The organism is Acinetobacter sp. 197, from assembly GCF_048148385.1.
Classification (GTDB): Bacteria; Pseudomonadota; Gammaproteobacteria; order Pseudomonadales; family Moraxellaceae; genus Acinetobacter; species Acinetobacter pecorum.
The window spans coordinates 1-23955 of sequence record NZ_JAYWZK010000017.1; the positions used below are offsets into that span (position 1 = coordinate 1).

A 23955-nucleotide genomic window follows, 5' to 3' on the forward strand; every position below is an offset into this window, starting at 1 on the left:
GGTGCATTCTAGAGGATTTCAGAATCATTGCAACCCCCAATTCACTATATTTTTCACGCATGTATCTTTTTTCTACGAAATTCATTAAAAAATCGTTTTTTTATCTAAATTTTGAGCATTTTTGTGCATTAAAAGCTGTACTCAGTGCAATTTTCTTTAATACCGCCAATCTCATTAAGACCTCCTAGCTATCAAAAATGTCTAAATTTCAAAAAAATGCTTAAATTTCAATCAGACGTTAAGTTTTCCACACTCTATATCCAGAACTTTCTAAAATTTCCTTATATCTATTTATATCTTTTTCTGTTTTCTAACTGACTTATTAGACAAATAGAGGTGGAATGCCAAATTTACTAATTTTTCTATGATCTTTTTTACTAGTAGATTTTTAAAAGCACAAATACAGGCCTGATCCCTACTGGTTCCAGATCAGTTCTAAAATTTCATTAAAGATATTTAACGATAAAAAGGGATTAAAGTAGATTAATTCGTCTTTGATGAACTACGATCTTTTATCCAATACTGCATCACTTCCTGAATAACCTCTTTTTTACCGTTATAGTCTTCAGCAGCGAATAATAATTTAGCCCGATGCGGTAATCGCTCTTTCACTAAGGAAAAAAGTAGATAATGTGAGGCAAGATCTAATTGCTGGAATAAAGCATAAGCATAGTGAAAAGACTTTCGCTTTTGTTCAGAAACGTCATATTCAAATAAAAAACGTAAAATGAAATCAACATCTTCATCAAACATCTGTTCAGTCTGGTAGTGATACACCTTATTTACCTTTCTTTTTTATAAATGAAATGAGGTTTAAAAAAGGATGAAGCTAATTTTGACTTTATTTCATTTGTTGAATACCGAAAATCGCGCTTAGACCACAGCAATAAAAAAGGAAGAGATCTCTCCCAAAATCTCTCCCTTAGAATTGAATCTTTACCCGATCCACGATGTCATTATTATAGTTATTCACTTTAAAGCTTAAAAAGAGTCTCTTTGGAAGGAGACCTTATAAATTGTGGATTTACCTTATTATTACTACCCTCTAGATGTCTAAACAAATTCTCTAGATGAATAAATCCTATACATAATATTCCCGAAAAGCAAGCAATTTGGAAAAAATTACCTATTGTTTTCATAGGGTTTTTTTTGAAGTTACTTATTCGATTTATGAATATAGGACATCAATAAAAAAGCAGGCCGAAGCCTGCTTTTATTTCAACAACTTAGCTCTAAATTTAGTCAACAAAAGTCACTTTAGCGATGGATTTTTTACTCGCTTGAATAATCAAAGTCACGTTCTCTTTCACAGAAAAAGAGGCATCAACTGGTTTCCAGTCTACTTTTACCGCACCACGACCTAAAGCATCTTTGGCTTGTGCTGCATTTTTAGTTAAACCTGCTTCACGTAAAATTGAAGTAATAAAGATTTCGCCACCGAATTCAGCACGTGAAATGGTCACTTCAGGCGTACCTTCAGGCAATTCACCTTCAGTAATGATATTACCTGCACCTTTATGTGCATTGGCAGCCGCTTCAGCACCATGGAAACGCTCGACCAGCTCTAACGCGAGAATCTTTTTGACTTCTTGCGGATTACGACCTTCTGCCACTTCTTTTAATAGTTGCTGAATTTCTTCAATTGACTTGAAACTTAACAGGTCAAAATAACGCTCGATCAGAGAATCCGGCATTGAAAGCACTTTTTGGTACATCGCACCTGGTGCATCAAATACACCAATATAGTTACCTAAAGACTTGGACATCTTGTTGACGCCATCCAGACCTTCAAGAATTGGCACAGTAATACAGACTTGTGGTTCCTGATCATAACGACCTTGAAGCGTACGACCCATCAACAGGTTAAAAGTCTGGTCTGTACCACCCAGCTCTACGTCTGCTTCCAGTGCGATCGAGTCATAACCCTGAACCAATGGATACAAGAATTCATGAATCGCGATTGGCTGATGATTGTTATAGCGCTTGGTAAAGTCATCACGCTCAAGCATACGTGCAACCGTTTGCTGAGATGCCAGTTGAATCAGATCAGCAGCAGTTTTTTGAGCAAACCATTCCGAGTTGAACACCACTTTGGTTTTGTTTGGATCAAGAATCTTAAATACCTGTTCTTGATAAGTTTTAGCATTTTCTAAAACTTGTTCACGTGATAATGGTGGACGTGTCGCGCTTTTACCGGTTGGATCACCGATCATCGCAGTATAGTCACCGATCAGGAAGTACACCTCATGACCCAAGTCTTGGAATACTTTTAACTTATTAATGAGAACCGTATGACCCAGGTGTAAGTCAGGCGCAGTCGGGTCAAAACCCGCTTTAATTTTTAATGGGCGATTCTGTTTTAATTTCTTGAGAAGGTCTTCTTCAGAAATAATTTCGTGGGTGCCTCGTTGAATGAGGGCAAGTTGTTCTTCAGCCGGCAGGAAATTTGACATCACAAAATCCAATACATCAGTTACTCAATTTGTGCGATATACTAACACTTTTTCAGCATATTGCAGGCTTAAGAATAACCATGACAGCGATCTATATTGGGGTAATGACCGGCACGAGCATGGATGGTGTCGATATTGTTGCTGCTTCTTTTGATCCACTCCAGCTTCATGCCACACTCACTTTGGCATTTGATCCCGACCTTCGGGATGAGCTGATGGCACTAACCTTGCCAGATGACAATGAAATTGACCGCATGGGTAAGGCCGATGTTGCACTGGCACAAATGATTGGTCATGGTATTAATGCGCTGATTGAAAAAAATAACCTGGATAAATCCAGAATTAAGGCGATTGGCTCGCATGGCCAGACTATCCGGCATCGTCCTGAACATGGTTTTACCCTGCAAATTGGTGACCCGAATATCATTACTGAAATTACCCAGATTCCGGTAATTTCAGATTTCCGTCGTCGTGATCTGGCGGCAGGTGGTCAGGGAGCGCCTTTAGTTCCGGCATTTCATCAGGATATTTTCCAGCATGACAGCATTCACCGGGTCATTTTAAATCTGGGCGGTATTGCCAATGTCAGCCTGCTGCCTGCCGGCAAGCCTGAAGAGGTGTATGGTTTTGATACCGGACCGGCCAATATCTTGATGGATGCCTGGTGTTCCCGTTATACCGGTCAGCCTTTTGATGAAAATGGCAACTGGGCAGCCTATGGCACCCCGATTCGCAGTTTGCTTGATCGCTTGCAGTCACACGAATTCTTCTCCAAAGAACCTCCGAAAAGTACCGGTCGTGAAGATTTCAACTTGGAATGGCTGGATGAACAGATTGCTGACTGGCGCAATGACCTGCAATACGATGAACTGGAAGACACTCCAGAAAATGTACAGGCGACTTTATTAAAGCTCACCACTCGTGCCATTAAAAAAGCCATTTACCGCTCCGGCATGGATACCGGACAGGTTTTTGTTTGCGGTGGTGGTGCCTACAACTCACATTTACTGGAGCAGTTGCGCTGGCGCCTGCGCAAACATGAATGGAGCGTACAGACTACCGCCGATCTAGGCCTCAGTCCGACCTGGGTAGAAGCTACTGCCTTTGCCTGGCTGGCCATGCGTTTTATGAATCAGCTAAATGGCAACCTGCCTGCAGTCACTGGTGCCGCTGGCTATCGCGTTCTCGGCACCATTACTGCTGTTTAAATTCAGCGAATTACTATTATCTTGCATGACTATATAGCTACTCAAAAACAGTCATCAAAAAAGGTTTGCAAAAATGCAGACCTTTTTCAGTTTTCAATATTCTTTATTGCATCATGCGTTTGGCATTTTCATTTCTAAAGGCCCGCAAAATTTGCTGACCGGCACGACCTGTAGGACTTAAGCCCAAACGCTGCTGTTCCTGACGAATCGCCTGACGGGTTTTATCTCCAATCAGGCCATCCACCGCACCAATGTCATAACCTCGATTCAATAAAAATTGCTGGATCTCACGACGTTCTGCACGAGAAGTTCCCGGATCATCGGTGGGCCATGTGGCCGTAAAGCTACCTTTACCCTGCAAACGATCTGACAGATGTGCAATCGCCAAGGCATAACTTTCTGCCGCGTTATAGCTATAAATGGCATCAAAGTTTTTAAAGACCAGGAACACCGGGCCATTCGGCCCCGCAGGCGCAAGTAATCCAGCTTGAGAGGATTGTGATAAATTTCCTTGAATTAAAGGCGAACCGTCGGCACGCACCACCCCCTGATTAAGCCAGTTACTCAAGGATTTTTTATTACGACGGCCTTCACCAGAAACCGACATGCCTTGCGGAATCTTGACTTCAAAACCCCAAGGCTGGCCGCTCTGCCAGCCTCGCTTGCTTAAAAAATTTGCCGTCGACGCCAGCGCATCAGGAATGCTTGAAACCAGATCACGTCGGCCATCACCATCAAAATCAACTGCAAGTTCATCATAAGTCGATGGCATAAACTGGGTATGACCAAATGCGCCTGCCCATGAGCCACGCAGCTGCTCTTCACGCACATCACCACGCTGCAGCAGTTTCATGGTGGTAAAGAACTCACCACGGAAATAACTTTGACGACGACCTTCACAGCTCAAGGTACCCAAAGCCTGCAATAAAGGGTAACGACCCGAAATATCACCGAAATTACTTTCTACTCCCCATACCGCCACGATGGTTTCTGCAGGCACCCCATAAACGGCACTAATACGGTTTAACACTTCACGATGCTGCTGCAGTTTTTGCCGGCCCAGTTGGACACGCTCTTCATCAACCAAACCTGACAAATAATCCCAGATCGGTGTTGAAAACTCAGGCTGATAGTTCAGGCGCTCGATCACAGAATAATCGGGTGTTAAATTTTGGGTATAGCGATCATAAGTTGACCCACTTACTCCTTGGGCAACTGCCTGACTGCGTAAATTGGCAAGACAGTTCTGAAAATTATTTTGGGATGCATAATTTGGACTACTTGAACTAGCAGGCAAATTAGTCGGTGTGACACGCTGGCCATTAATAATAAGTTCTGCCTGTGCCTGAGTGACAGCCAAAACCACAGAACCAACAAAAAGTGCAAGCCGTTGCATAAGACCCCTGAATATTTAGATTTCGAATTATGTTTTTACCTTAGCAGCTCATGATGAAAATTAAAGCGCCAATACGTAAATTTAAATTCATAATTTCTACACTTTTGAATTCATTTTGTAGTTTTAAATTTAAATATTTATCCACAGGTTGTTTTTTAAATTCAAAATGTGCGCGGTTTTGAATTTAAAGTTATAACTTGAGTCCAATTTTATGAATTTAAAAATTAATTGTGGATAACTTAAGTTGATAATAGAGTGCTTTAAACCGTCAGAGCTTCTGGCTGACACGATGCTGGTTTTAAATTCATTAAAATGACGAGCCAGTTTTAAATTCAGAAACTTTGAATTTATTTATTGGATTTTAAATTTGAATTCATACTTTTAAATTTAAAAGTACAGATTTGAATTCAAAGTTGTTTTAAATTTGAATTTATTTTTATGAATTTAAATTCAAACCCATATCCTAGTTTTAAATTCAAATATTGATTCAGGCTTATCCATAATTGAATAGCACACACTCCCGCGCAAAATCGGCTTGAATGAGATGATGATATTTATAATCAATTGACCGGTTTATAATCAATTCATCCACAAAATGATCCGACCAATGGCAGGTATTTTTGAAGAGGCGCAATCATGCCTGAAAGCAGGCAAATAAAAAAGCGATCACAGTAGTGATCGCTTTTTTTATCAGCAGGTTACAACTTAGATGGTCATATCTTCGCTCAATGCCAATGGATTCGGTAAAATTTTCGCCAGTTGACGGCAAAGTATAGACAATTGCGTACTGTCATTTGGCATCAGGGTAATATGACCAATCTTGCGGCCTTCGCGCTCTGACTTGTTGTAAAGATGCAAATGCGCCCCTTCTAATGCCAGTACATCTTCAGACTTTGGATACTGCCCAATGATGTTCACCAAGACAGTTGGACGGATCACTTCAGTTGAACCTAAAGGTAAACCTGCCACTGCACGTACATGATTCTCAAACTGTGAACATACGGCGCCTTCAATCGACCAGTGCCCCGAGTTATGCACGCGTGGCGCCATCTCGTTGGCATATAAGCCTTTGTCTGTCACAAACAGCTCAAGGGTCAGCACACCAACATAGTTCAGATGATTCAGCAGGCGAGTGATGTAGTCCTGCGCCACAGGCTGCAAATCTGCACTGTGTGGTGCAGGCACAATCGAATGCGACAGGATCCCGTTATGATGATGGTTTTCTGCCAAAGGCCAGGTTTTGACATCGCCATTCTGGCCACGTACTGCAATGATTGAGACTTCACGTGAGAAAGTTACAAAACTTTCAGCAATCAGTTCACCCGCAGGACCCAATTCTGCCCAGGCCTGATCCATCTGGTCTGCCGAACGTAAAACGAATTGGCCTTTGCCATCATAACCGCCACGCGAGGTTTTCAGTACGATCGGCAAGCCCAGTTCAACTACAGCTGTTTTTAAACTTTCCAGTGAAGTGACCGCTTTATACGGTGCAACCGGAATAGCCAGTTCATCAAACAAGGCTTTTTCAGACAGACGATGCTGTGCAATCGCCAAAGCCTGACGTGGCGGATGCAGTTGCTTGCTTTGCGTCAGTACGTCAACATCTGCAAGGGGCGTGTTTTCAAACTCTAGGCTAAATACATCTGCACTGTTAATAAAGTCTTGCAGACCATTTTCAGCTTTGCTCGAAATCACTGGACCTAATGCAGCAGAAGGGCAGTCTGTGCTGGCTTCAAAAAATGTACATTGAATATTTAATGGAAGTGCCGCTTGCGCCATCATACGACCCAGCTGACCGCCACCAAAAATACCGATGGTTTTATCCATAATCTGTATCTCGACTTAAACCTGGCCTGGAATATTGTTGCTTGCCACTTTATCTGTTTGCGCCGTACGGAAATCTGCAACATTTTTTGCGATCTCTGGACGGGTCAAACCCAGAATTTGCGCCGCCATAATGGCAGCATTCGTGGCACCGGCAGGACCAATCGCCAAGGTACCGACTGCAATACCGGCTGGCATTTGCACAATAGACAGCAATGAATCAACACCGTTTAAAATCGAAGATTTCACCGGTACGCCCAGTACTGGCAAATCAGTTTTCGCTGCACACATCCCCGGTAAATGCGCTGCACCGCCTGCACCGGCAATAATCACCTGAATACCACGATCACGCGCTTGCTCGGCATATTCAAACAGGCGGTCTGGGGTACGATGTGCAGAAACGACTTCGGCTTCAAATGGGACACCAAGCTGTTTAAGCATATTGGCAGTGTGTTCGAGAGTTGCCCAATCTGATTGAGAACCCATGATAATACCTACGAGAGGAGTATCTTGTGCAGCAGCCGCATTCATTGCAAATTTTCCAGAGATTAAAGTAAGAAAAGATAAATCTCGACGAGAGAGCCAAGCTTGAATAGGAGTACTCATTATAGACTGAAAATTCAGCTTCATAAAATTTAACGGTCAAAGCAAGACTCGATTTTTCTTATTTTTTTATTGAATTCTTAAAAACTGGAATAAAAATAGGGGAGTAGTCGTAGTTACTGCCATTCAGGAACTGCGGAATACAAAATAGATACATCCGCACAGACACAAAGCGGCCCAGAGATAATCCAGTCTAAGCGGCTGTTTAAACATGAAAATCATGAAAGGTACAAACACCAGTAAGGTCACCACTTCCTGGGTAATTTTCATTTGACCGACAGCCAGTCCTTGCTGTGCCAGTAATTTGGTCGCCGGAATCATCAGGCTATATTCAAACAGGGCAATGATCCAGCTGAATAAAATTGCCTGCCAGAGCGGTGCATCATGTGGCAAAAACTTTAAATGCCCGTACCAGGCCAGTGTCATGAAACAGTTGGCAATCACCAGAAGAAATAGAGCCTGGAGCATCTGCATGCACTCTGCAAAAAGGTTTAACTTATTTTACCGTTTATTTGGTGAAAAGATATTGCACTGCTTGTAACTTTTCTTCGAGTTTATCCTTGAAACTGGATTAAAAAAATCCCGCAATCCGCTCTGAGTTTTGACTATCTTTTCGTGTAAAGCCTTGCTATCGTTGCTTGCAAATTGAATAAATCATGCCAGTAGCACCAATCTAAGGTGACAGGGTCAGACAGGAACGGAGTGAAGTAGATGCATCTGCATATTTTGGGTATTTGTGGCACCTTTATGGGCTCGTTAGCGCTACTTGCACGAGATCTGGGCCATCAGGTAACAGGTTCTGACCTGAATGTATATCCGCCGATGTCGACCCAACTTGAAAATGCAGGCATTACTTTAATGCAGGGCTATGATCGTAGTCATTTGCAGCCTCATCCGGATCTGGTGATTGTCGGTAATGCCATGAAGCGCGGCATTGATGCTGTGGAATACATGCTGAATGAAGGTCTGCCTTATATTTCGGGTCCGCAGTTCCTGGCCGATCATGTGCTGCAGGGCAAACATGTTTTAGGTGTTGCCGGAACACATGGCAAAACGACGACGACCACCATGCTGGCCTGGGTCCTGGATCAGGCAGGTCTGGAGCCGGGTTTCCTGATTGGTGGTGTACCCCTTGGCTTTTCGGAAAGCGCACGTCTGGGCGGTGGCAAATACTTCTGTGTCGAAGCGGATGAATATGACTCTGCTTTCTTCGACAAGCGTTCCAAGTTCGTACATTACCATCCTAAAACTGCAATTTTAAATAACCTGGAATTTGACCATGCCGATATCTTCGATGATCTGGCAGCAATTCAAAAACAGTTCCATCATTTAGTCCGTACCATTCCCAGCGAAGGCCGGATTATCGCACCAATTACTGAAAGTAATATTGATGAAGTCTTGGAACAAGGCTGCTGGACACCGGTGGTGCGTACCAGTCTGGATGCCAATGAAAAAGCTGAGCTGTATGCTGAGCAGTTATCGGAAGATGGTTCCCATTTCAAAGTGCTGCAACATGGTGTGGTCAAAGGTGAAGTGCTGTGGAATATGACCGGGCAACATTCAGTTGCCAATGCACTTGCGACAATCGCAGCCGCTGAACATGTCGGGGTATCCATTGCAACAGCCTGTGAAGCGCTATCGAATTTTGGCGGAGTAAAACGCCGTATGGAGCTGCTAGGCACAGTCCGTGGTATCGAGGTGTATGATGATTTTGCCCATCATCCGACAGCGATTGACACGACCCTGGAAGGCGCACGTAAACGTCTGGGTGAACGCAAACTCTGGGCGATTATCGAACCGCGCTCCAATACCATGCGTATGGGCAGCCATAAAGATGGTCTGGCCCATTCTGCTCGTCTGGCGGATGAAGTGATTTGGTATCAACCTGAAGGGCTGGACTGGGATCTGCAACCGGTCATTGATGCTGCGCCCAACAAAGCCAAAGTTGCACGCACACTGGATGACATCATTCAGACTGTGGTCGCTGAAGCAGGCGAGGGGGATGCCGTAGTGATTATGTCAAATGGTGGTTTTGGCGGTTTGCATCAGAAGCTAATGACTGTTTTACAAGCATAAATTAATCTCGATCTAGTAAAAAAGCCCGCTAAGCGGGCTTTTTTTGACAGTTTAAAATATTCATTGAGCAAAAGTGTATACCTGTACTGACCTGAAATACCATGACTTAGATATTGATCCAAACAGCGGATTCCTCCCTAAATTCCCCCTGATGATTTTTTGTTGCAATCTATACATAAGACTCATTGTAGCCCCATAACACGCAAGGCATAATCGGGAAGAATACAGGTATTTATAGACCTGAAAGCTAGATCATGAATCAGCCCATTGCTGCCACTCTAATAAAAGCGATCAAGGCATTCACCATTCTGGCTAAGCCAGGTCATTCTCACTCCTCACTCCCTTAGGAGATGTGTCATGACAAGTATGAAAGCAATGGTCTATTACGGCGAAAATGATATCCGCTTTGAAGACCGCCCTGTTCCCACCCTTTTGCATCCTGGCGATGCCATCATCAAACTAGAAAAAGTCACGATTTGTGGTACCGATCTCGGGATATGGAAAGGTAAAAACCCGGAAATTGAGCAAGAAGCCGTACGAAAAGAAGGTAGTTTTAATGGCCGGATTCTGGGCCATGAAGGCATTGGCATAGTGGAAGAAGTCGGTGCGGCAGTCAAGAACTTCAAAAAGGGTGACCGGGTCATTATCTCCTGTGTCAGCCGCTGTGGAACCTGTGAAAACTGCCAGAAACAGCTGTATGCCCATTGTCGCAATGACGGCGGCTGGATCATGGGTTATATGATTGACGGCACTCATGCCGAATATGTGCGTACTCCCTTTGCCGACACTTCACTTTATCATTTACCTGAAGGCCTGGATCAAGACGTGGCCGTGTTTCTCTCAGATATTTTGCCTACTTCCCATGAAATTGGGGTGCAATATGGCGATGTCAAACCAGGTGACAATGTCGCTGTGGTCGGCGCAGGGCCAATTGGCATGAGTTGCCTGTTGACTGCACAATTCTACTCACCTGCCAATATTATTATGGTAGATACAGATGATAACCGGCTGGAATTTTCCAAAACTATAGGGGCGACTCATACCGTCAACTCCGCCAAGGAAGATGCCATCCAGAAAATTTTAGAGATTACTGATGGGCGCGGTGTGGACTGTGCCATTGAAGCAGTAGGGATAGAACCTACCTGGAATATTTGTCAACATATCGTCAAAGAGGGTGGACATGTTGCCAACGTCGGCGTGCACGGCAAACCTGTCAGCTTTGAACTGAACAAACTCTGGATTAAAAACCTGACGATTACTACAGGTCTAGTCAATGCCAATACAACCGGTATGCTGCTCAAAACCTGCTGTTCCGGCAAACTGCCACTGGAAAAACTGGCAACCCATCATTTTAAATTTGCCGATTTTGAAAAAGCCTATGATGTATTTAAACATGCAGCTGATGAAAAGGCATTAAAAGTCATGATTGACATGAACTGATGCCTGTCAGATAAAAAAGTCCGCTATGCGGACTTTTTTATTTTCTACTTTTATCTACAGATCAATAGATCAGAAATAGGGGACATACCCGCGTTGCTTATAACCTTTTGGTGATGCCAGACTGGCCTGATTTTCCTCCAGGCGATACAGCACTTTTAAAAATTCAGAAATTCCTGACTGCTGTAAAGCATGCGGTTCAAACTGCTTGAAACCTAAACGTGAAAATAAAGAAGAAATTTCACTATGTTTATGCACATATTTCATTGACCATTCCGAGAAATGGGATTGCTCTACGATCGCATCTTCAAAACGCAGGACATTGTGATGGCGGGCATCTCGAGAAATGCGCTGAAATAAGCTTTCCACTATTTCAGCCTGACCTTCCAGACATTGGAAAAACTTGCCATGGGAATAATATAAAACGCCATGAATCTGATGCTGTTGATTAAAATTCCGGGCAGTCGCCAAAATATCGCTCAACTCTTGTAACAACTCTTGTTCAGATTCTATCCGTTCACTGGCATAGCAAAGTTGTAGCATCATGCGTCTTACTCAGAGGAGGAATTAAAACTGCAGTTTAATCAATTATTTTACCTTAAGTCGACTATTTTTTAAGCAAATATCCGTTTTTGCTTACAAGCATTTCTGTTTGCATTTTAGATTTGAACTTTTAACAATAGCCTCTAAATTATTAAACGAATATTTTCATACACCTACCATAAACATAAGGACACAGCCTGATGTTAAAAGATCTGATCTTAACCCTCGGCTTACTATGTGGGTGTTTTGCCCTGATGATCACTTTAAATAATTTGGCCTTCAGTACTCAAACCAATCTGCTCATCAGTTCGATTTTTATCAGCTGGACCATTTTACAATTTGTCGGTCATCACATTTATTTCCATGCCAGTTATCTGCTGATTATGGCAATTTTGTTGATGCTGCAACAATTTGAAGAAATTTTCTGGGCCATGACCGGTATGATGGCAGGCTTTGGTATATATACCCTGTTACAGGGTGTAGTTCTGCCTGTTTTAAAAGAAAAACTAGGCCGATCTTTTGAAAATTCTCCCTGGATAGTCAAATAGCCGTTGCTGCGACATCGGCCAGACTAGAATCACGTTTAAACATGACATCCACATAGGAACATTGCGGAATAATTTTTAACTGTTTCTGGCGGGCAAAATCCACCAGCACGTCCAGCATTTTGCGTGCAATCCCCTGACCGCGCAAGGAATTGTCTACCCAGGTATGATCGGCCACAATGGTTGACGCATCATGCCACTGATAGGTAATTTCGGCCAGACGTCGACCATTTTCTTCCATAAAAAATACACCGCCGCGTTTTGAATCCTGATGTTGAATATCCATACTGAAAGCTGATCCTGTGTAAAATTGCTGGTTCTTTCAATTTAAAACATCTTGCTGAATTAACAATATGAATTATTGTTAAGTTTTTAATAGGTGATGAAATTTTTTATTTCACTCCCTTATTTATTTTAAATTTTCCTGCCCTCTATCAGGTTTTATTGCTGTCTTAATTGCAGGGATAATCTCGCTTAAATCATCACAGTTTTTTCTACATTTTTTTCTTTCTAGAATTTTAATTTTTATCTACTTCCTGATTAAGAGACAGGATTAGAATACTGCATCTTTTTACAGGCAATCCCTTATGTCTGATTCAGCTTCTGCTTCTTCTGTCACCCAGCAATGGATTGGGGTAATTGCCTTAGCCTGTGCAGCTTTTATTTTTAATACGACTGAATTTATTCCTGTGGCCTTACTGAGCGGAATCGGCCATAGCTTTGCCATGTCTGCGACCCAGGTCGGCATCATGCTCACTATTTATGCCTGGGTCGTGGCATTACTCTCACTTCCGATCATGCTACTCACCAAAACCGTAGAACGGCGTTTTTTGCTGATGCTGGTCTTTGCAGTATTTATTTTGAGTCATGTCCTGTCTTATTTTGCCTGGAGTTTTAGTGTACTACTAGTTAGCCGGGTCGGGATTGCCATCGCACATGCCTTATTCTGGTCGATTACTGCCTCACTCGCGGTTCGGGTGGCACCTAAAGGCAAAGAATTTCAGGCACTGGGCTTGCTGGCCACAGGAACAGCCATGGCTATGGTACTGGGCATTCCGTTTGGCCGGATGATTGGTGAAGCATATGGCTGGCGTAACAGTTTTGCCCTGATTGCCTGTGCAGCGCTTATCATTTGTCTGATTCTAGCCAAAGCCTTGCCACTTCTGCCCAGTGTAAATTCAGGCTCCTTGAGCAGCCTAAAAGTCCTGATTCGACGTCCAAGCCTGATGCTGGTCTTTGCTTTGACCATTCTGATGATTACAGCGCAATTTACCGCCTATAGTTATATTGAGCCGTTTTCCCTGAATATCGCCGGATTTACTTCTGAACAGACTACGACCTTACTGCTGGTCTATGGCGGAGCGGGTTTTCTGGGTTCATATCTGTTTGGCCGCTTTACTGCACAATTCCCGAAAATGACAATTCCTGCTTTTAGCTTGGGTATGGCCATTTCAATGTTACTGCTCTTGCCACTCTCTGCTACGGTCACAGGACTGTCTGGATTAACCTTGCTGTGGGGCTTGAGTATTATTGGCTTTAGTTTGGCCTTACAATCCAAAACCCTGAATCTTGCGGCAGATGCTACCGATGTCGCCATGGCCATTTATTCAGGACTATATAATGTCGGTATAGGTGCAGGTGCCTTACTTGGTGGTATCATCACCAGAAAGATCGGTTTAGACAGCATAGGCTGGGTAGGGGCCGGGCTGGCAATGCTTGGATTTCTACTCAGTGTCTATCTGGTCAAACGTCCAGATTTTCTGTCCAAAGCTGCTGATTAAACGCTGCTTTTTTGTAAAATAAATTGTGATTTCCAGTCAGATCTGTCATGCTCCTTGCATATTGAGCAATCGCTCAAACAGAATTGAGTTTGAACAAGGGGAGTAGCCTCCTCCAAACGTTTAAGAATGAAATTTCAGTTTTTGAACGTGTCAGAATATCGTCATTACACTTTGCAAAAAGTCGGTATCTGAGCATCTTTAGGTCACACTTGATATAAAAAAGTGAAACACCAAGATGTAGGCAAGACCTTGATCATGTTGTTATAGATGTTTTTCATCTGGCAGCTGGTCAAGGTTTTTTATGGCCAGTCGTCCGATGTGGAGAATTCACATGGAAACAATTGGTACGCTCTGGCTGTATCTTGTCTTTTTCGCAATTGTCGCCGTCATGCTGGTGATCGATTTTATCGGCTTTAAGCATCAGCATGGCCAGGAAGTAAAAGTCCGCACTGCGGCCTACTGGAGTATCGCGTGGGTCAGTGTCGCCACCTTATTTGGTGGCGGTTTATGGCTGTATCTGGAACAGACTGTAGGTGCGGCAATTGCCAATACCAAGGTCATGGAATACTTTGCCGGTTATCTGCTGGAAAAATCCCTGGCAATTGATAATGTTTTTGTCTGGCTGATGATCTTCGCCGCCTTTGCCATTCCACCGGCACTACAACGTAAATTGCTGTTATATGGTGTACTGGGTGCGATTATACTCAGAACCATCTTCATTTTTATTGGTGCCTGGTTTGTACAGGAGTTCTCCTGGATTCTGTATATCTTCGGTGCGTTCCTGGTGTATACCGGCTTCAAGTTTCTGCGCGGTCAGCATGAAGAAGACAGTAATATTGAAGATATGGCCATCCTGAAATGGCTACGTAAACACATGCGCATTACCCCGAAACTTCAGGGTGACAAATTTTTTGTACGTCAAAACGGATTGCTCTGGGCAACGCCGTTGTTCCTGGTCCTGATTCTGGTCGAAGCCTCTGATGTGATCTTTGCCGTCGATTCTATTCCAGCTATTTTTGCTGTCACTACCGATCCCTTTATTGTTCTCACTGCAAACCTGATGGCGATTTTAGGCCTGCGCGCCATGTTCTTCCTGCTCTCAGGTGCAGCCTCAAAAATGCATTATCTGCCTTATGGTCTCGGGATCATTCTGGTCTTTATCGGCTTTAAGATGCTGATGCTGGATGTGTTCCATATGCCGATCTGGATTTCCTTAAGCTTTATTGTGCTTGTCTTGACTATCACTGCAATCTTGTCGATTCGACATAGCAAGAAGCATAACGAAACCACACTGTAAAATTAAGCATTAAAAAAGCCTGCATCAGCAGGCTTTTTTTTAGTGTTCTATCAGGGATAATTTGGGCCATTTTTGCAAAAAATGTTTGCTCAATATGCGTTGATCGAACACGGCATAGCTGACTAAATTTGGATTCCAACGCAACTTTAACTCAAATAAATCGATCAAACCGAAAGGGGTGATCAACTCTAACGCATTATCATCTTGCAGGCGCAGTGCCAAAGCTGTGGCTGTTTCTGGCCAAAGAGATAGGGGCTGTTCAACTGAAGTCAAAGGTTCAATCCTTTTATTTTGATCGCTCCGGTACCACTCATGTACAAAAGCTTGATTAGTCACATCCCAAATAATATCTAGAAAATAGTTCTTTAGCTGATCTGCCAGTTGCCACGCTAAAGGACGAGCCTGCTCATTTTCATCATAGAAAATCACATCGACCTCAGTATGATTCATTTCATATTCCCAGCCATGTAAATGTGCCCAGATCACATGACGTAATACACCCGCTGCGACATAAGCTTTAGAGTGCAATTGTGCTAACTGATGCAAGATGCGCATTAAGATCGGCTGCGCACGCACGATCTATTGCAATTGATTATGATCATTGGATGGGGTCATAGAAGAATCGGGATCACTATTTAAATATGAATGTTCATACAAACATGGCAATTTTTTCAGCTACAATCAATCGAAAAAATCAAAAAGCGTAGGTTTAAAATGTCTTCTGTAATTGCAACGACAGCGATCCGTGGTCGCTTCCTCGACATTCAGAATACAGTTGCCCAAGCACGTGACATACACGACCAAGTGCGATATGTAGAAGATGGTTTACTCATCATAAAAAATGGAAAAATCCAGTGGTTTGGCTCCTGGCAGGAAGGACAGCATCAACTTGCTGCAGGGCTAACGGTGACCCACTATCCTGAACAGCTCATTATTCCCGGCATGATTGATACCCACATCCATTTCCCGCAAACTGAAATGGTCGGGGCTTATGGTGAACAGCTGCTGGAATGGTTAAATACCTATACTTTTCCCACTGAAATCCAGTTCCAGGATTCATCCTATAGCGAAAAAATTGCCGAATTTTTCGTGCAGGAATTGCTTAAAAATGGCACTACGACGGCATTGGTGTTTTGTACTGTGCATCCTGAGTCTGTAGATGCTTTGTTCAATGCGGCGACCACGCGCAATATGCGCCTGATTGCAGGTAAAGTTCTGATGGATCGTCATGCACCAGATGCCCTGATGGACACTGCAGACAGGGCTTATTCTGAGTCTAAAGCCCTGATCGAGAAATGGCACGGTAAAGGACGAAACCTGTATGCCATCACACCGCGCTTTGCTCCGACCTCAACACCTGAACAACTGCAAAAAGCCGGCCAGCTCAAAAGTGAATATCCAGACGTGTATGTACATACCCATCTCAGTGAAAATAAAAACGAGATCGCCTGGGTAAAAGAACTCTTTCCAGAACATGAAGGTTATCTGGATGTTTACCATCATTATGGCTTAACCGGCAGCAAATCTGTCTTCGCGCATTGCGTACATCTGGAAGAGGGGGAGTGGGACTGTATGCAGCAGACCGACTCTGCGATTGCTTTCTGTCCAACCTCCAACCTGTTCCTTGGCAGTGGTTTATTTCCCCTGAAGAAAGCCTGGAGTAAAGGAGTTAAAGTCGGTTTAGGTACAGATATTGGAGCAGGAACATCCTTTAACCAGCTGCAAACCCTGAATGAAGCGTATAAAGTTCAACAGCTGCAGGGAGAAAAACTATCAGCTTTTGAATCGCTGTATCATGCCACTTTAGGTGGTGCTAGAGCTTTAAGTCTGGATGACCGGCTGGGTAACTTCAACATTGGCAAAGAGGCAGACTTTGTGGTTCTGGATCTGAATGCGACTGCCTTACAAACACTGCGGCAGAGCAAAGCGAGGAATATTGAAGATACCTTTTTTGCACTGACCATGCTGGGGGATGACCGTAATATTGCAGCTACTTATGTTGCTGGACAAGCTGTCTATGTCAAAGCCCAATAAACCGCGTCAGCGCCGGATCATTTTGACTGCAATCGTTGCTCTCTGTGCTTTTGCACTGAAACGAGACTCCCGGCAGCCAAAAAAATGATTACATTTACCGCAGGTAAAACAGGTGCATCTCAGCTAAGGATGTATTAAAATTACCGCAATTCAGGTGTTGCAGGTCAACACCTTTTTTATTTTGCTATTTTTACTTTTTAGGTATCTACCCATGACCGTTCAAATGAGCGTAATGATTTCCGCTGAAGAAATTCAAGCTAAAGTCAAAGAGCTTGGTGCTCAAATCGATGCACACTATGCCAATAGTGACAAAGAACTTGTGCTCATCGGTTTATTACGCGGTTCAGTGATTTTTATGGCTGACTTATGTCGTGCCATTAACAAGCCGCATGAACTCGACTTCATGACTGTATCCAGCTACGCTGGCGGTACGGTATCAAGCCGTGATGTTAAAATCCTGAAAGATCTGGACGGTGAAATTCATGGTAAAGATGTACTGGTCGTTGAAGATATTATCGACTCGGGCAATACCTTGAGCAAAGTACTGGAAATCCTGCAGACCCGTAAACCTAATTCTATTCAGTTATGTACGTTGGTAAGCAAACCTTCACGTCGCGAGATTGAACTTGAGGTGAAATTTTTGGGCTTTGAAGTTGAAGACAAGTTTATTGTCGGTTATGGCCTGGATTATGATCAGAAATACCGTCATATTCCTTTTATTGGTGAAATCGGTCTTTAAGATTGGGTTAAATCGATAAGCACTGTTTAGAAAGTGGCCTTGTGCCACTTTTTTTTATTTCTTGAATAATTTCAGTAACACAGGGAACAAAAACACAACAGCCCGTTTCAGGATTCAACTTTTTATCCACCCGACTTTATTTCAATAATATGAGTGAACGATGTAAAACAAAGACATGACAAGAAGGAGTATGCATATGTGGACAATTATTATGGCTATTGTCATCGGTTTTATAGCAGGTCTGATTGCTCGTGCCATTCATCCCGGTAACGATAAGGCAGGTTTTATTATGACGACCTTGCTAGGTATAGCAGGCTCCTTGTTGGCAACTTTTGCTGGCCGTATGCTGGGTTTGTATTCTGCGGACTCAGCTGCCGGTCTGATCGCTTCGGTGATTGGTGCAGTGATTATTCTGTTTATTTATAATATGATCAACAAACGCCATACCGTCTAAAGCAATTTGCTATTCCGGTTAGGCCAGGCTTGATTGCCGGCATATAAAAAAAAGCACCTGATCAGGTGCTTTTTTTATATTGCATAACGGATCACCTGATTGGATATTATAGCTCGAATTCTTTAAAGATCTGTTCAATCTGTTCTGCCGGATAGGCACCCATCACCTTAAAACCATTTGAAAATATAATCGCTGGTGTTCCATTCACACCTAAAGATTGCGCCAGTTTGTTATTACGCTCAATCGGATTGGTACAGCCTTTTTTAGAACCCGGCTGAATTCCTTTAGCAATCAAATCTTCCCAAGCCTGGGCTGGATTGGACTCGCAGTACACCTGTTTTGAAGGAGTCACAGATTGCGATTTTAATGGCAGGATAAAAGTATAAATAGTTACATCATTGAGTTTTTTCAGCTCTAGTTCAAGTTTTTTGCAATACGGGCAATTTGGGTCAGAAAAGATCGCAATCTGACGTTTACCCGTACCTCTTACACTTTTCAGTGCATCCTGAAGCGGTAATTTTTTCCAGTCGATACTATTTTGTTTTAGCATTAAATCGCGGGTCAAATTATGCTGATCCTGAATCCGCAGCATCGGGCCGGCAATTACATGCTTGGCATCTTCATTCAGATAAACCACCTGGCCCTGCATGGAGCCGCTATAAATGCCTTGCATTTCTGTGGTCTGAATATTTTCAATTTTTAAGTTAGGACTGTTTTTGGCCAAATTCGTTTTCACCGTATCAATGTTAGCGAATGCAAAGCTTGAAACGAAGGCACTTAAACTCATGATCAGTATTTTTTTTAACATGAATGTTCTACATGAATTAGATAAAAATGTACTTCGATTCTAAACGCTCTTCTTTTAAATTTCTCAAGCATTTATGTTACTGCGCATTCTGGGTTAAATCCTCTTGTGATGTTTCACGTGGAACAAAAAAGAAGAATTACATTTAATTCAACCACATCAAAACCAGAATAAAAACAAATAAGTATTTGTATTTTATTATTAAATTATGATTTAAATTATTTCCACCAAAGATCTGGGCAATTCAGCCTTGACCATTTTTCTCTATCCATTCTAAACTGCAGACACTTTCTATATTCCTCGCTATGCCCTGACATGGATTGGCCAAGGATGAATACTAAAATGGCATTTTCATGACAATAACGACCAGCTGGCGACCGTTCTTGATGGTTAGCCTGGCTTTAATGATGGGAACGCTTGGCACAGCTTTGGCGAGCCCTCTTTATCCCATCTATCAGCAACTCTGGCATTTACTGCCCAGTCAGATTACCTACATTTTTGTTGCCTATATGTTGGGCTGTCTCTCGACCCTGTTATTTTTGGGCAGGACCAGCAATAGCATCGGATTTTTACGCACCCTGCAAATTGGTCTGGCACTGATCACACTGGGACTTATTGTTTCGGTCTTTGCCCAGAATGCACTCATACTATCGATTGGCCGTTTTATTATTGGGATTGCCTCAGGCCTGATGACTACTTCTGCCATGATGGGTTTGCTGTATACCATTCCAGAAAGCCATAAACATACAGCACCGCAACTGATTTCAATCATTACCGCAATGGGGTTTGGTTTGGGACCTCTGGTCGGGGGAGTGATTGCACAGTTTTCCGCTGCACCTTTGGTGATGCCATATTTACCGGTTATTCTGGGCGCTATGTTCTGTCTGTTTGGTCTGTTCTGGATCAAGGTGCCCAAGGTTGAGCTGCAGCCCTTTAGTATGGCACCCAAACTGCAACGACCTGAAGCAAAGTTTCATCTGGTGTTTATGATTATTGCAGTAACGGCTTTTAGTGCTTTTGCTGCCTTTAGCCTGTTTGCTTCTCTGTCCCCCTCCTTTGTCCGCAATATTTTACCTTGGCATGGTCCTCTGGTCAGTGGCCTAGCCATTACCAGTATTCTGGTGGTCTCGGTGATCGTGCAGATGATGGCCAAAACGGTCGCAGCTTCAAAATGTCTGAATATCGGCCTGATGATGATGGGCTTGAGCATGATAATTCTGGCGCTCTGTATGTACGCAAAAATCAGCCTGCTTTTTTTCATCAGTGATCTTTGCTTTGGAATCGGCCATGGTTTTGCCCTGATGGGGGCTTTTGCAATGATTCACCAAATCACCAGCATGAACAACCGTGCAGCCGTCATGTCAACCTATCTGTTTATTGCCTATCTGGGCACCATTGTGCCCATTATTGCCGTGGGTTATCTGGCCGATCACTGGGGGCTGGATTTCGCCGTAATCAGCTTTTGTATCGCGATCAGTCTGTTGTGTTCTGCACTATGGTGGACTTATCAAAAATCCCTCAACTGAGGGATTTTTTAAATAATTATTTACCAATACAGAACGATCCGAAGATCTTGCCCAGCAGATCATCGGCACTAAAATCACCCGTGATTTCGCCCAAGGCATTTTGTGCCAGACGCAAGGACTCTGCCACCAGTTCCCCCGCGTTATACACCACCAGCTGTTCACGCGCTTCAGCCAAGTACATTTGAGTGCGCTTCATTGCGTCTAAATGACGGGTACGGGCAATAAAGGTGTCTTCCTCAGGCTGGAAGCCTGCATGCGCTGTAATCGCTTCTATGAGCGCCTGAACGCCGGTTTCCTGTTTGGCGGAGACGGTGATATGGCGAAAGCCATTTAAATCCCCAATCTTGGCTTTAGTACCGGTCAGGTCGCATTTATTGCCAATCAGCATCAAACGTTTCGGTTCGATATATTCGGCAAAATATTCCTGAGCAAGTTGCAGCGGATCTTCCCCCTGGCTTAAATCATAGACCAGTAGTAATAAATCAGCCTGTTCAATTTCTTTAATCGCGCGGCGGATTCCTTCTTTTTCAACAATATCGCCGGTTTCACGCAAACCTGCGGTATCGGTGAGGGTAATTGGCAGACCATTTAAGGTAATTTTTTCATGCAAGACATCACGTGTGGTACCGGCAATATCGGTCACAATCGCACGTTCAATTCCGGCCAGCGCATTCAGCAGAGAGGATTTACCGGCATTCGGTTTACCTGCAATTACGACTTGCAAGCCTTCACGTAATAACTGACCTTGACGTGCAGATTGCTGTACTTGAGTGACTGCACTGGATACGCCATCCAGCAGATTTAAAATCTTGCCATCCGCCAGAAAATCAATTTCTTCTTCCGGGAAATCAATCGCGGCTTCCACATGCAAACGCAGGTGAATCAGCTGCTCAAGCACTGCATTGACTTTGGTCGAAAACGCGCCTTGCAAAGAACGTACCGCAGAACGGGCGGCTGCTTGCGAGCTTGCATCAATCAGGTCGGCAATCGCCTCGGCCTGCACCAGATCCAGCTTGCCATTCTCAAAAGCACGCATGGAAAACTCACCCGCTTTGGCCGCAGTAGCGCCCAGCTCAAGCAAACGGCCGAGCAGGGCATTCTGAATTACCGGCCCGCCATGACCTTGCAGTTCCACCACATCTTCACCGGTAAATGAGTTTGGATTCGGAAAACAGATGACCAGTCCTTCATCCATGACCTCACCGGCTGCATCATAGAACTGGCGGAAACCGGCAAAACGCGCTTTAGGCAGCGCTTTTTGGGTCAGTTGCTGGGCAATCTCATAGGATTTTGGACCAGACAGGCGAATCACCCCAACGCCGCCACGTCCTGGTGGAGTTGCAATCGCAGCAATAGTTGTGGTTCGGTTGAGCATAAAATTCACCTGCAAAGACTCAAAAGTACAGCCAAAAAAAATCCGCCTAAGATTACCATCTTAAGCGGATTTATTCAGCCTATCCGTACAACTTAGTTGACTGGAGTGGCCTCATCACGTTTAGCACGATCTTTGGCAACAGACTTGTTAATCAAAGTTTGTTGCAGAATCGTGATCAAGTTGTTGACGATCCAGTATAAAACCAAGCCTGCCGGGAAGAATAACAAGAATACCGTAAAGATAATCGGCATAAACTTGAAGACTTTCGCCTGCATTGGATCGGTCGGCTGCGGATTTAACGACTGCTGGATATACATGGTCAAGCCCATCAGCAATGGCAGGATGAACCAAGGATCCATTGAAGATAAATCCTGAATCCACAGAATCCATGGGGCATGACGCAGTTCAACCGATTCCATCAATACCCAGTACAAGGCCAGGAAGATTGGCATTTGCAATAATAGCGGTAAACAGCCCGCAAGCGGATTGACCTGTTCACGTTTGTACAATGCCATCATTTCTTGAGAGAAGCGCATCCGATCTTCACCGAATTCTTCTTTCATGCGCTGCATTTCCGGGGCAATCAAGCGCATTTTCGCCATCGAGCGATAGCTCTTCGACGACAATGGCCACAGGATCAGTTTCACCAGAACGGTCAACAGAATAATTGCCCACCCCCAGTTACCTACCAAGCCATGGAAGAATTCAAGACCCACGAACAGCAATTTTGCAATTGGCCATAACCAGCCATAATCAACGGTCTGGTTTAAACCTGGAGCCAAATCTTTCAGTTCTGACTGGATTTTTGGACCTGAATAGAAAGTCGCATCTACTTCAGCCACGGTACCTGCAGGCACATTGAAAGTCGGTGAAGTAAAACCGATGATGTTCATGTTATCGGTTGATTTGCGTGATTCAAGCTTGGCGCTATAGGCTTCACCATCGCCTTGAGTCAACTTCAGATGACCTGGTACCCATGCACTCACAAAGTAATGCTGCACCATTGCCACCCAGCCGCCTTTGGCTTCAGTACTGACTTTCTCTTCAACAAAGTTGTCGAATTTAAGTTTGTTATACTGCTCGTCCGGAGTACCCCATGCACCGCCCAGGAATGTTCCCAGCGTGAAGATACCCTGATCGGATTTACCCGGATCTTCCGAGTTATCCCGTTTGATCTGACCGAACATCTGACCTTGCCAGGTCTGGCCACTGCGGTTAACCACTTTATGGTTTACCACGACCGGATATTCACCTTCAGTGAAATTGAAGGTCTTGATGATCTCGACACCATCAGCGGTTTTAAACACCAGCGGTACAGACAAGACTTTCAGGTTTTTACCGTCTTTGCTCTTGACTGTCTTTGCATCTGCCAGAGTATAAGCGGTTTTTTCCATTTCATAGGTTGGACGGCCGTTACGGCTGCTGTCCGGTCCATTCAGACCGATCAGGCCAGACTGGGCGACATAGGTCCGTTTCGCATCGCTTTCCAGCATGACGAAAGGTTCATCGCTGTCTTTGTTCTTGTCATGATTGAGTAATTCAACACGAACAATATCACCACCCTTGGGATTAATCCAAAGATGATAAAGGTCAGTTTGTACTGAAATAAGCTGCTGACTTACAGGTGCTGTGGCATCCGTGGCTTGCTGCGCTGGCACATTTGCTTGTGGCAGATCAGAGGCAACTGTAGCCGTCTGACCATTTGGCAAATCTGCAGATACGTCATGCGAAACAACAGCAGTTTCCTGCTGCGGTTTTGTTTCAGCATTTCCATAATCTTTTTGCCACGCCAAAATGAGCAAATATGCGACAACAAACATGGCTCCGAGAATTGCAATCCTGGCCCATTGTTGCATATG

Annotated in this window: 22 protein-coding genes; 10 read left to right on the plus strand and 12 right to left on the minus strand. The window is 43.8% G+C overall.

Annotated features, from left to right (window positions below; genetic code table 11):
* Positions 1–483 precede the first annotated feature (483 nt).
* A complete protein-coding gene (locus VXQ11_RS14375; protein ID WP_416706327.1) occupies positions 484–753 on the minus strand; it encodes a hypothetical protein in 270 nt (89 codons plus the stop codon).
* Between the two features lie 485 nt (positions 754–1238).
* Positions 1239–2453, minus strand: a complete 1215-nt coding sequence (tyrS, locus tag VXQ11_RS14380; protein WP_044112806.1) for a tyrosine--tRNA ligase — start codon at positions 2451–2453, stop codon at positions 1239–1241.
* Between the two features lie 80 nt (positions 2454–2533).
* On the opposite strand from tyrS, the gene VXQ11_RS14385 reads away from it, so the two are divergent.
* Complete coding sequence (locus VXQ11_RS14385; protein ID WP_005094877.1) at positions 2534–3661, plus strand: anhydro-N-acetylmuramic acid kinase; 1128 nt, start codon at positions 2534–2536, stop codon at positions 3659–3661.
* Between the two features lie 103 nt (positions 3662–3764).
* Here the strand turns inward: VXQ11_RS14385 and VXQ11_RS14390 are convergent, their stop codons facing one another.
* The 4 genes from VXQ11_RS14390 to VXQ11_RS14405 all read right to left on the minus strand — a co-directional run bounded on the left by VXQ11_RS14390 (position 3765) and on the right by VXQ11_RS14405 (position 7952).
* Positions 3765–5057, minus strand: a complete 1293-nt coding sequence (locus VXQ11_RS14390) for a lytic murein transglycosylase (RefSeq protein WP_416706328.1) — start codon at positions 5055–5057, stop codon at positions 3765–3767.
* 705 nt (positions 5058–5762) lie between these two features.
* Positions 5763–6884 carry a 5-(carboxyamino)imidazole ribonucleotide synthase gene (locus VXQ11_RS14395; RefSeq protein ID WP_416706329.1) on the minus strand — a complete coding sequence of 374 codons (1122 nt, stop codon included), beginning with the start codon at positions 6882–6884 and terminating at the stop codon, positions 5763–5765.
* 15 nt (positions 6885–6899) lie between these two features.
* Positions 6900–7412 carry a 5-(carboxyamino)imidazole ribonucleotide mutase gene (gene purE, locus VXQ11_RS14400; protein ID WP_064095275.1) on the minus strand — a complete coding sequence of 171 codons (513 nt, stop codon included), beginning with the start codon at positions 7410–7412 and terminating at the stop codon, positions 6900–6902.
* Between the two features lie 198 nt (positions 7413–7610).
* Positions 7611–7952, minus strand: a complete 342-nt coding sequence (locus VXQ11_RS14405; protein WP_064095281.1) for a DMT family protein — start codon at positions 7950–7952, stop codon at positions 7611–7613.
* A 243-nt stretch (positions 7953–8195) separates the two neighbouring features.
* On the opposite strand from VXQ11_RS14405, the gene mpl reads away from it, so the two are divergent.
* Both mpl and VXQ11_RS14415 read left to right on the plus strand, forming a co-directional pair.
* Positions 8196–9560 (plus strand): UDP-N-acetylmuramate:L-alanyl-gamma-D-glutamyl-meso-diaminopimelate ligase, encoded by a 1365-nt coding sequence (gene mpl, locus VXQ11_RS14410; protein WP_064095274.1) that lies wholly within the window; start codon positions 8196–8198, stop codon positions 9558–9560.
* Between the two features lie 357 nt (positions 9561–9917).
* Positions 9918–11000 (plus strand): zinc-dependent alcohol dehydrogenase family protein, encoded by a 1083-nt coding sequence (locus VXQ11_RS14415; protein WP_064095273.1) that lies wholly within the window; start codon positions 9918–9920, stop codon positions 10998–11000.
* 69 nt (positions 11001–11069) lie between these two features.
* On the opposite strand, the gene VXQ11_RS14420 is transcribed toward VXQ11_RS14415, so the two are convergent.
* Entirely contained in the window at positions 11070–11543 is a 474-nt protein-coding gene (locus VXQ11_RS14420; protein ID WP_144724919.1) for a BLUF domain-containing protein, read from the minus strand.
* A 197-nt stretch (positions 11544–11740) separates the two neighbouring features.
* Here VXQ11_RS14420 and VXQ11_RS14425 point away from each other — a divergent pair, with 197 nt between their 5' ends.
* Positions 11741–12088 (plus strand): hypothetical protein, encoded by a 348-nt coding sequence (locus tag VXQ11_RS14425; RefSeq protein WP_064101903.1) that lies wholly within the window; start codon positions 11741–11743, stop codon positions 12086–12088.
* Here VXQ11_RS14425 and VXQ11_RS14430 read toward each other — a convergent pair.
* Positions 12081–12371 (minus strand): GNAT family N-acetyltransferase, encoded by a 291-nt coding sequence (locus VXQ11_RS14430; RefSeq protein WP_064101904.1) that lies wholly within the window; start codon positions 12369–12371, stop codon positions 12081–12083. The two genes, VXQ11_RS14425 and VXQ11_RS14430, sit on opposite strands and share 8 nt — an antisense overlap.
* A 301-nt stretch (positions 12372–12672) precedes the next feature.
* Here VXQ11_RS14430 and VXQ11_RS14435 point away from each other — a divergent pair, with 301 nt between their 5' ends.
* Positions 12673–13866: a sugar transporter gene (locus tag VXQ11_RS14435; protein ID WP_416706330.1), complete on the plus strand. Its 1194-nt coding sequence runs from the start codon at positions 12673–12675 to the stop codon at positions 13864–13866.
* A 331-nt stretch (positions 13867–14197) separates the two neighbouring features.
* Positions 14198–15163: a TerC family protein gene (locus tag VXQ11_RS14440; protein ID WP_416706331.1), complete on the plus strand. Its 966-nt coding sequence runs from the start codon at positions 14198–14200 to the stop codon at positions 15161–15163.
* Between the two features lie 39 nt (positions 15164–15202).
* On the opposite strand, the gene VXQ11_RS14445 is transcribed toward VXQ11_RS14440, so the two are convergent.
* Positions 15203–15718: a nucleotidyltransferase family protein gene (locus tag VXQ11_RS14445; RefSeq protein WP_416706335.1), complete on the minus strand. Its 516-nt coding sequence runs from the start codon at positions 15716–15718 to the stop codon at positions 15203–15205.
* 159 nt (positions 15719–15877) lie between these two features.
* On the opposite strand from VXQ11_RS14445, the gene guaD reads away from it, so the two are divergent.
* The 3 genes from guaD (at position 15878) to VXQ11_RS14460 (ending at position 18390) form a co-directional block, all read left to right on the plus strand.
* Positions 15878–17197, plus strand: a complete 1320-nt coding sequence (gene guaD, locus VXQ11_RS14450; RefSeq protein ID WP_191731282.1) for a guanine deaminase — start codon at positions 15878–15880, stop codon at positions 17195–17197.
* A 211-nt stretch (positions 17198–17408) separates the two neighbouring features.
* Complete coding sequence (hpt, locus tag VXQ11_RS14455) at positions 17409–17936, plus strand: hypoxanthine phosphoribosyltransferase (protein WP_064095267.1); 528 nt, start codon at positions 17409–17411, stop codon at positions 17934–17936.
* Positions 17937–18132: 196 nt separating this feature from the next.
* A complete protein-coding gene (locus VXQ11_RS14460; RefSeq protein ID WP_144724926.1) occupies positions 18133–18390 on the plus strand; it encodes a GlsB/YeaQ/YmgE family stress response membrane protein in 258 nt (85 codons plus the stop codon).
* Positions 18391–18496: 106 nt separating this feature from the next.
* Here VXQ11_RS14460 and VXQ11_RS14465 read toward each other — a convergent pair whose 3' ends face one another.
* Positions 18497–19198 (minus strand): DsbC family protein, encoded by a 702-nt coding sequence (locus VXQ11_RS14465; protein ID WP_416706332.1) that lies wholly within the window; start codon positions 19196–19198, stop codon positions 18497–18499.
* A gap of 383 nt (positions 19199–19581) precedes the next feature.
* Here VXQ11_RS14465 and VXQ11_RS14470 point away from each other — a divergent pair, with 383 nt between their 5' ends.
* On the plus strand, positions 19582–20721 hold the full coding sequence (locus VXQ11_RS14470) for an MFS transporter (RefSeq protein ID WP_416706336.1): 1140 nt from the start codon (positions 19582–19584) through the stop codon (positions 20719–20721).
* A 16-nt stretch (positions 20722–20737) separates the two neighbouring features.
* Here VXQ11_RS14470 and mnmE read toward each other — a convergent pair whose 3' ends face one another.
* Both mnmE and yidC read right to left on the minus strand, forming a co-directional pair.
* Positions 20738–22096: a tRNA uridine-5-carboxymethylaminomethyl(34) synthesis GTPase MnmE gene (mnmE, locus tag VXQ11_RS14475; RefSeq protein ID WP_416682149.1), complete on the minus strand. Its 1359-nt coding sequence runs from the start codon at positions 22094–22096 to the stop codon at positions 20738–20740.
* Positions 22097–22188: 92 nt separating this feature from the next.
* Entirely contained in the window at positions 22189–23952 is a 1764-nt protein-coding gene (gene yidC / locus VXQ11_RS14480; RefSeq protein ID WP_064095262.1) for a membrane protein insertase YidC, read from the minus strand.
* Positions 23953–23955 lie beyond the last annotated feature (3 nt).

Excerpts from the sequence above, each read along its gene's own strand:
- VXQ11_RS14375 (WP_416706327.1), bottom strand. The coding sequence starts at position 753 with ATGTTTGATGAAGATGTTGATTTCATTTTACGTTTTTTATTTGAATAT.
- tyrS (WP_044112806.1), bottom strand. The coding sequence starts at position 2,453 with ATGTCAAATTTCCTGCCGGCTGAAGAACAACTTGCCCTCATTCAACGA.
- VXQ11_RS14385 (WP_005094877.1), top strand. The coding sequence starts at position 2,534 with ATGACAGCGATCTATATTGGGGTAATGACCGGCACGAGCATGGATGGT.
- VXQ11_RS14390 (WP_416706328.1), bottom strand. The coding sequence starts at position 5,057 with ATGCAACGGCTTGCACTTTTTGTTGGTTCTGTGGTTTTGGCTGTCACT.
- VXQ11_RS14395 (WP_416706329.1), bottom strand. The coding sequence starts at position 6,884 with ATGGATAAAACCATCGGTATTTTTGGTGGCGGTCAGCTGGGTCGTATG.
- purE (WP_064095275.1), bottom strand. The coding sequence starts at position 7,412 with ATGAATGCGGCTGCTGCACAAGATACTCCTCTCGTAGGTATTATCATG.
- VXQ11_RS14405 (WP_064095281.1), bottom strand. The coding sequence starts at position 7,952 with ATGCTCCAGGCTCTATTTCTTCTGGTGATTGCCAACTGTTTCATGACA.
- mpl (WP_064095274.1), top strand. The coding sequence starts at position 8,196 with ATGCATCTGCATATTTTGGGTATTTGTGGCACCTTTATGGGCTCGTTA.
- VXQ11_RS14415 (WP_064095273.1), top strand. The coding sequence starts at position 9,918 with ATGACAAGTATGAAAGCAATGGTCTATTACGGCGAAAATGATATCCGC.
- VXQ11_RS14420 (WP_144724919.1), bottom strand. The coding sequence starts at position 11,543 with ATGATGCTACAACTTTGCTATGCCAGTGAACGGATAGAATCTGAACAA.
- VXQ11_RS14425 (WP_064101903.1), top strand. The coding sequence starts at position 11,741 with ATGTTAAAAGATCTGATCTTAACCCTCGGCTTACTATGTGGGTGTTTT.
- VXQ11_RS14430 (WP_064101904.1), bottom strand. The coding sequence starts at position 12,371 with ATGGATATTCAACATCAGGATTCAAAACGCGGCGGTGTATTTTTTATG.
- VXQ11_RS14435 (WP_416706330.1), top strand. The coding sequence starts at position 12,673 with ATGTCTGATTCAGCTTCTGCTTCTTCTGTCACCCAGCAATGGATTGGG.
- VXQ11_RS14440 (WP_416706331.1), top strand. The coding sequence starts at position 14,198 with ATGGAAACAATTGGTACGCTCTGGCTGTATCTTGTCTTTTTCGCAATT.
- VXQ11_RS14445 (WP_416706335.1), bottom strand. The coding sequence starts at position 15,718 with ATGCGCATCTTGCATCAGTTAGCACAATTGCACTCTAAAGCTTATGTC.
- guaD (WP_191731282.1), top strand. The coding sequence starts at position 15,878 with ATGTCTTCTGTAATTGCAACGACAGCGATCCGTGGTCGCTTCCTCGAC.
- hpt (WP_064095267.1), top strand. The coding sequence starts at position 17,409 with ATGACCGTTCAAATGAGCGTAATGATTTCCGCTGAAGAAATTCAAGCT.
- VXQ11_RS14460 (WP_144724926.1), top strand. The coding sequence starts at position 18,133 with ATGTGGACAATTATTATGGCTATTGTCATCGGTTTTATAGCAGGTCTG.
- VXQ11_RS14465 (WP_416706332.1), bottom strand. The coding sequence starts at position 19,198 with ATGTTAAAAAAAATACTGATCATGAGTTTAAGTGCCTTCGTTTCAAGC.
- VXQ11_RS14470 (WP_416706336.1), top strand. The coding sequence starts at position 19,582 with ATGGTTAGCCTGGCTTTAATGATGGGAACGCTTGGCACAGCTTTGGCG.
- mnmE (WP_416682149.1), bottom strand. The coding sequence starts at position 22,096 with ATGCTCAACCGAACCACAACTATTGCTGCGATTGCAACTCCACCAGGA.
- yidC (WP_064095262.1), bottom strand. The coding sequence starts at position 23,952 with ATGCAACAATGGGCCAGGATTGCAATTCTCGGAGCCATGTTTGTTGTC.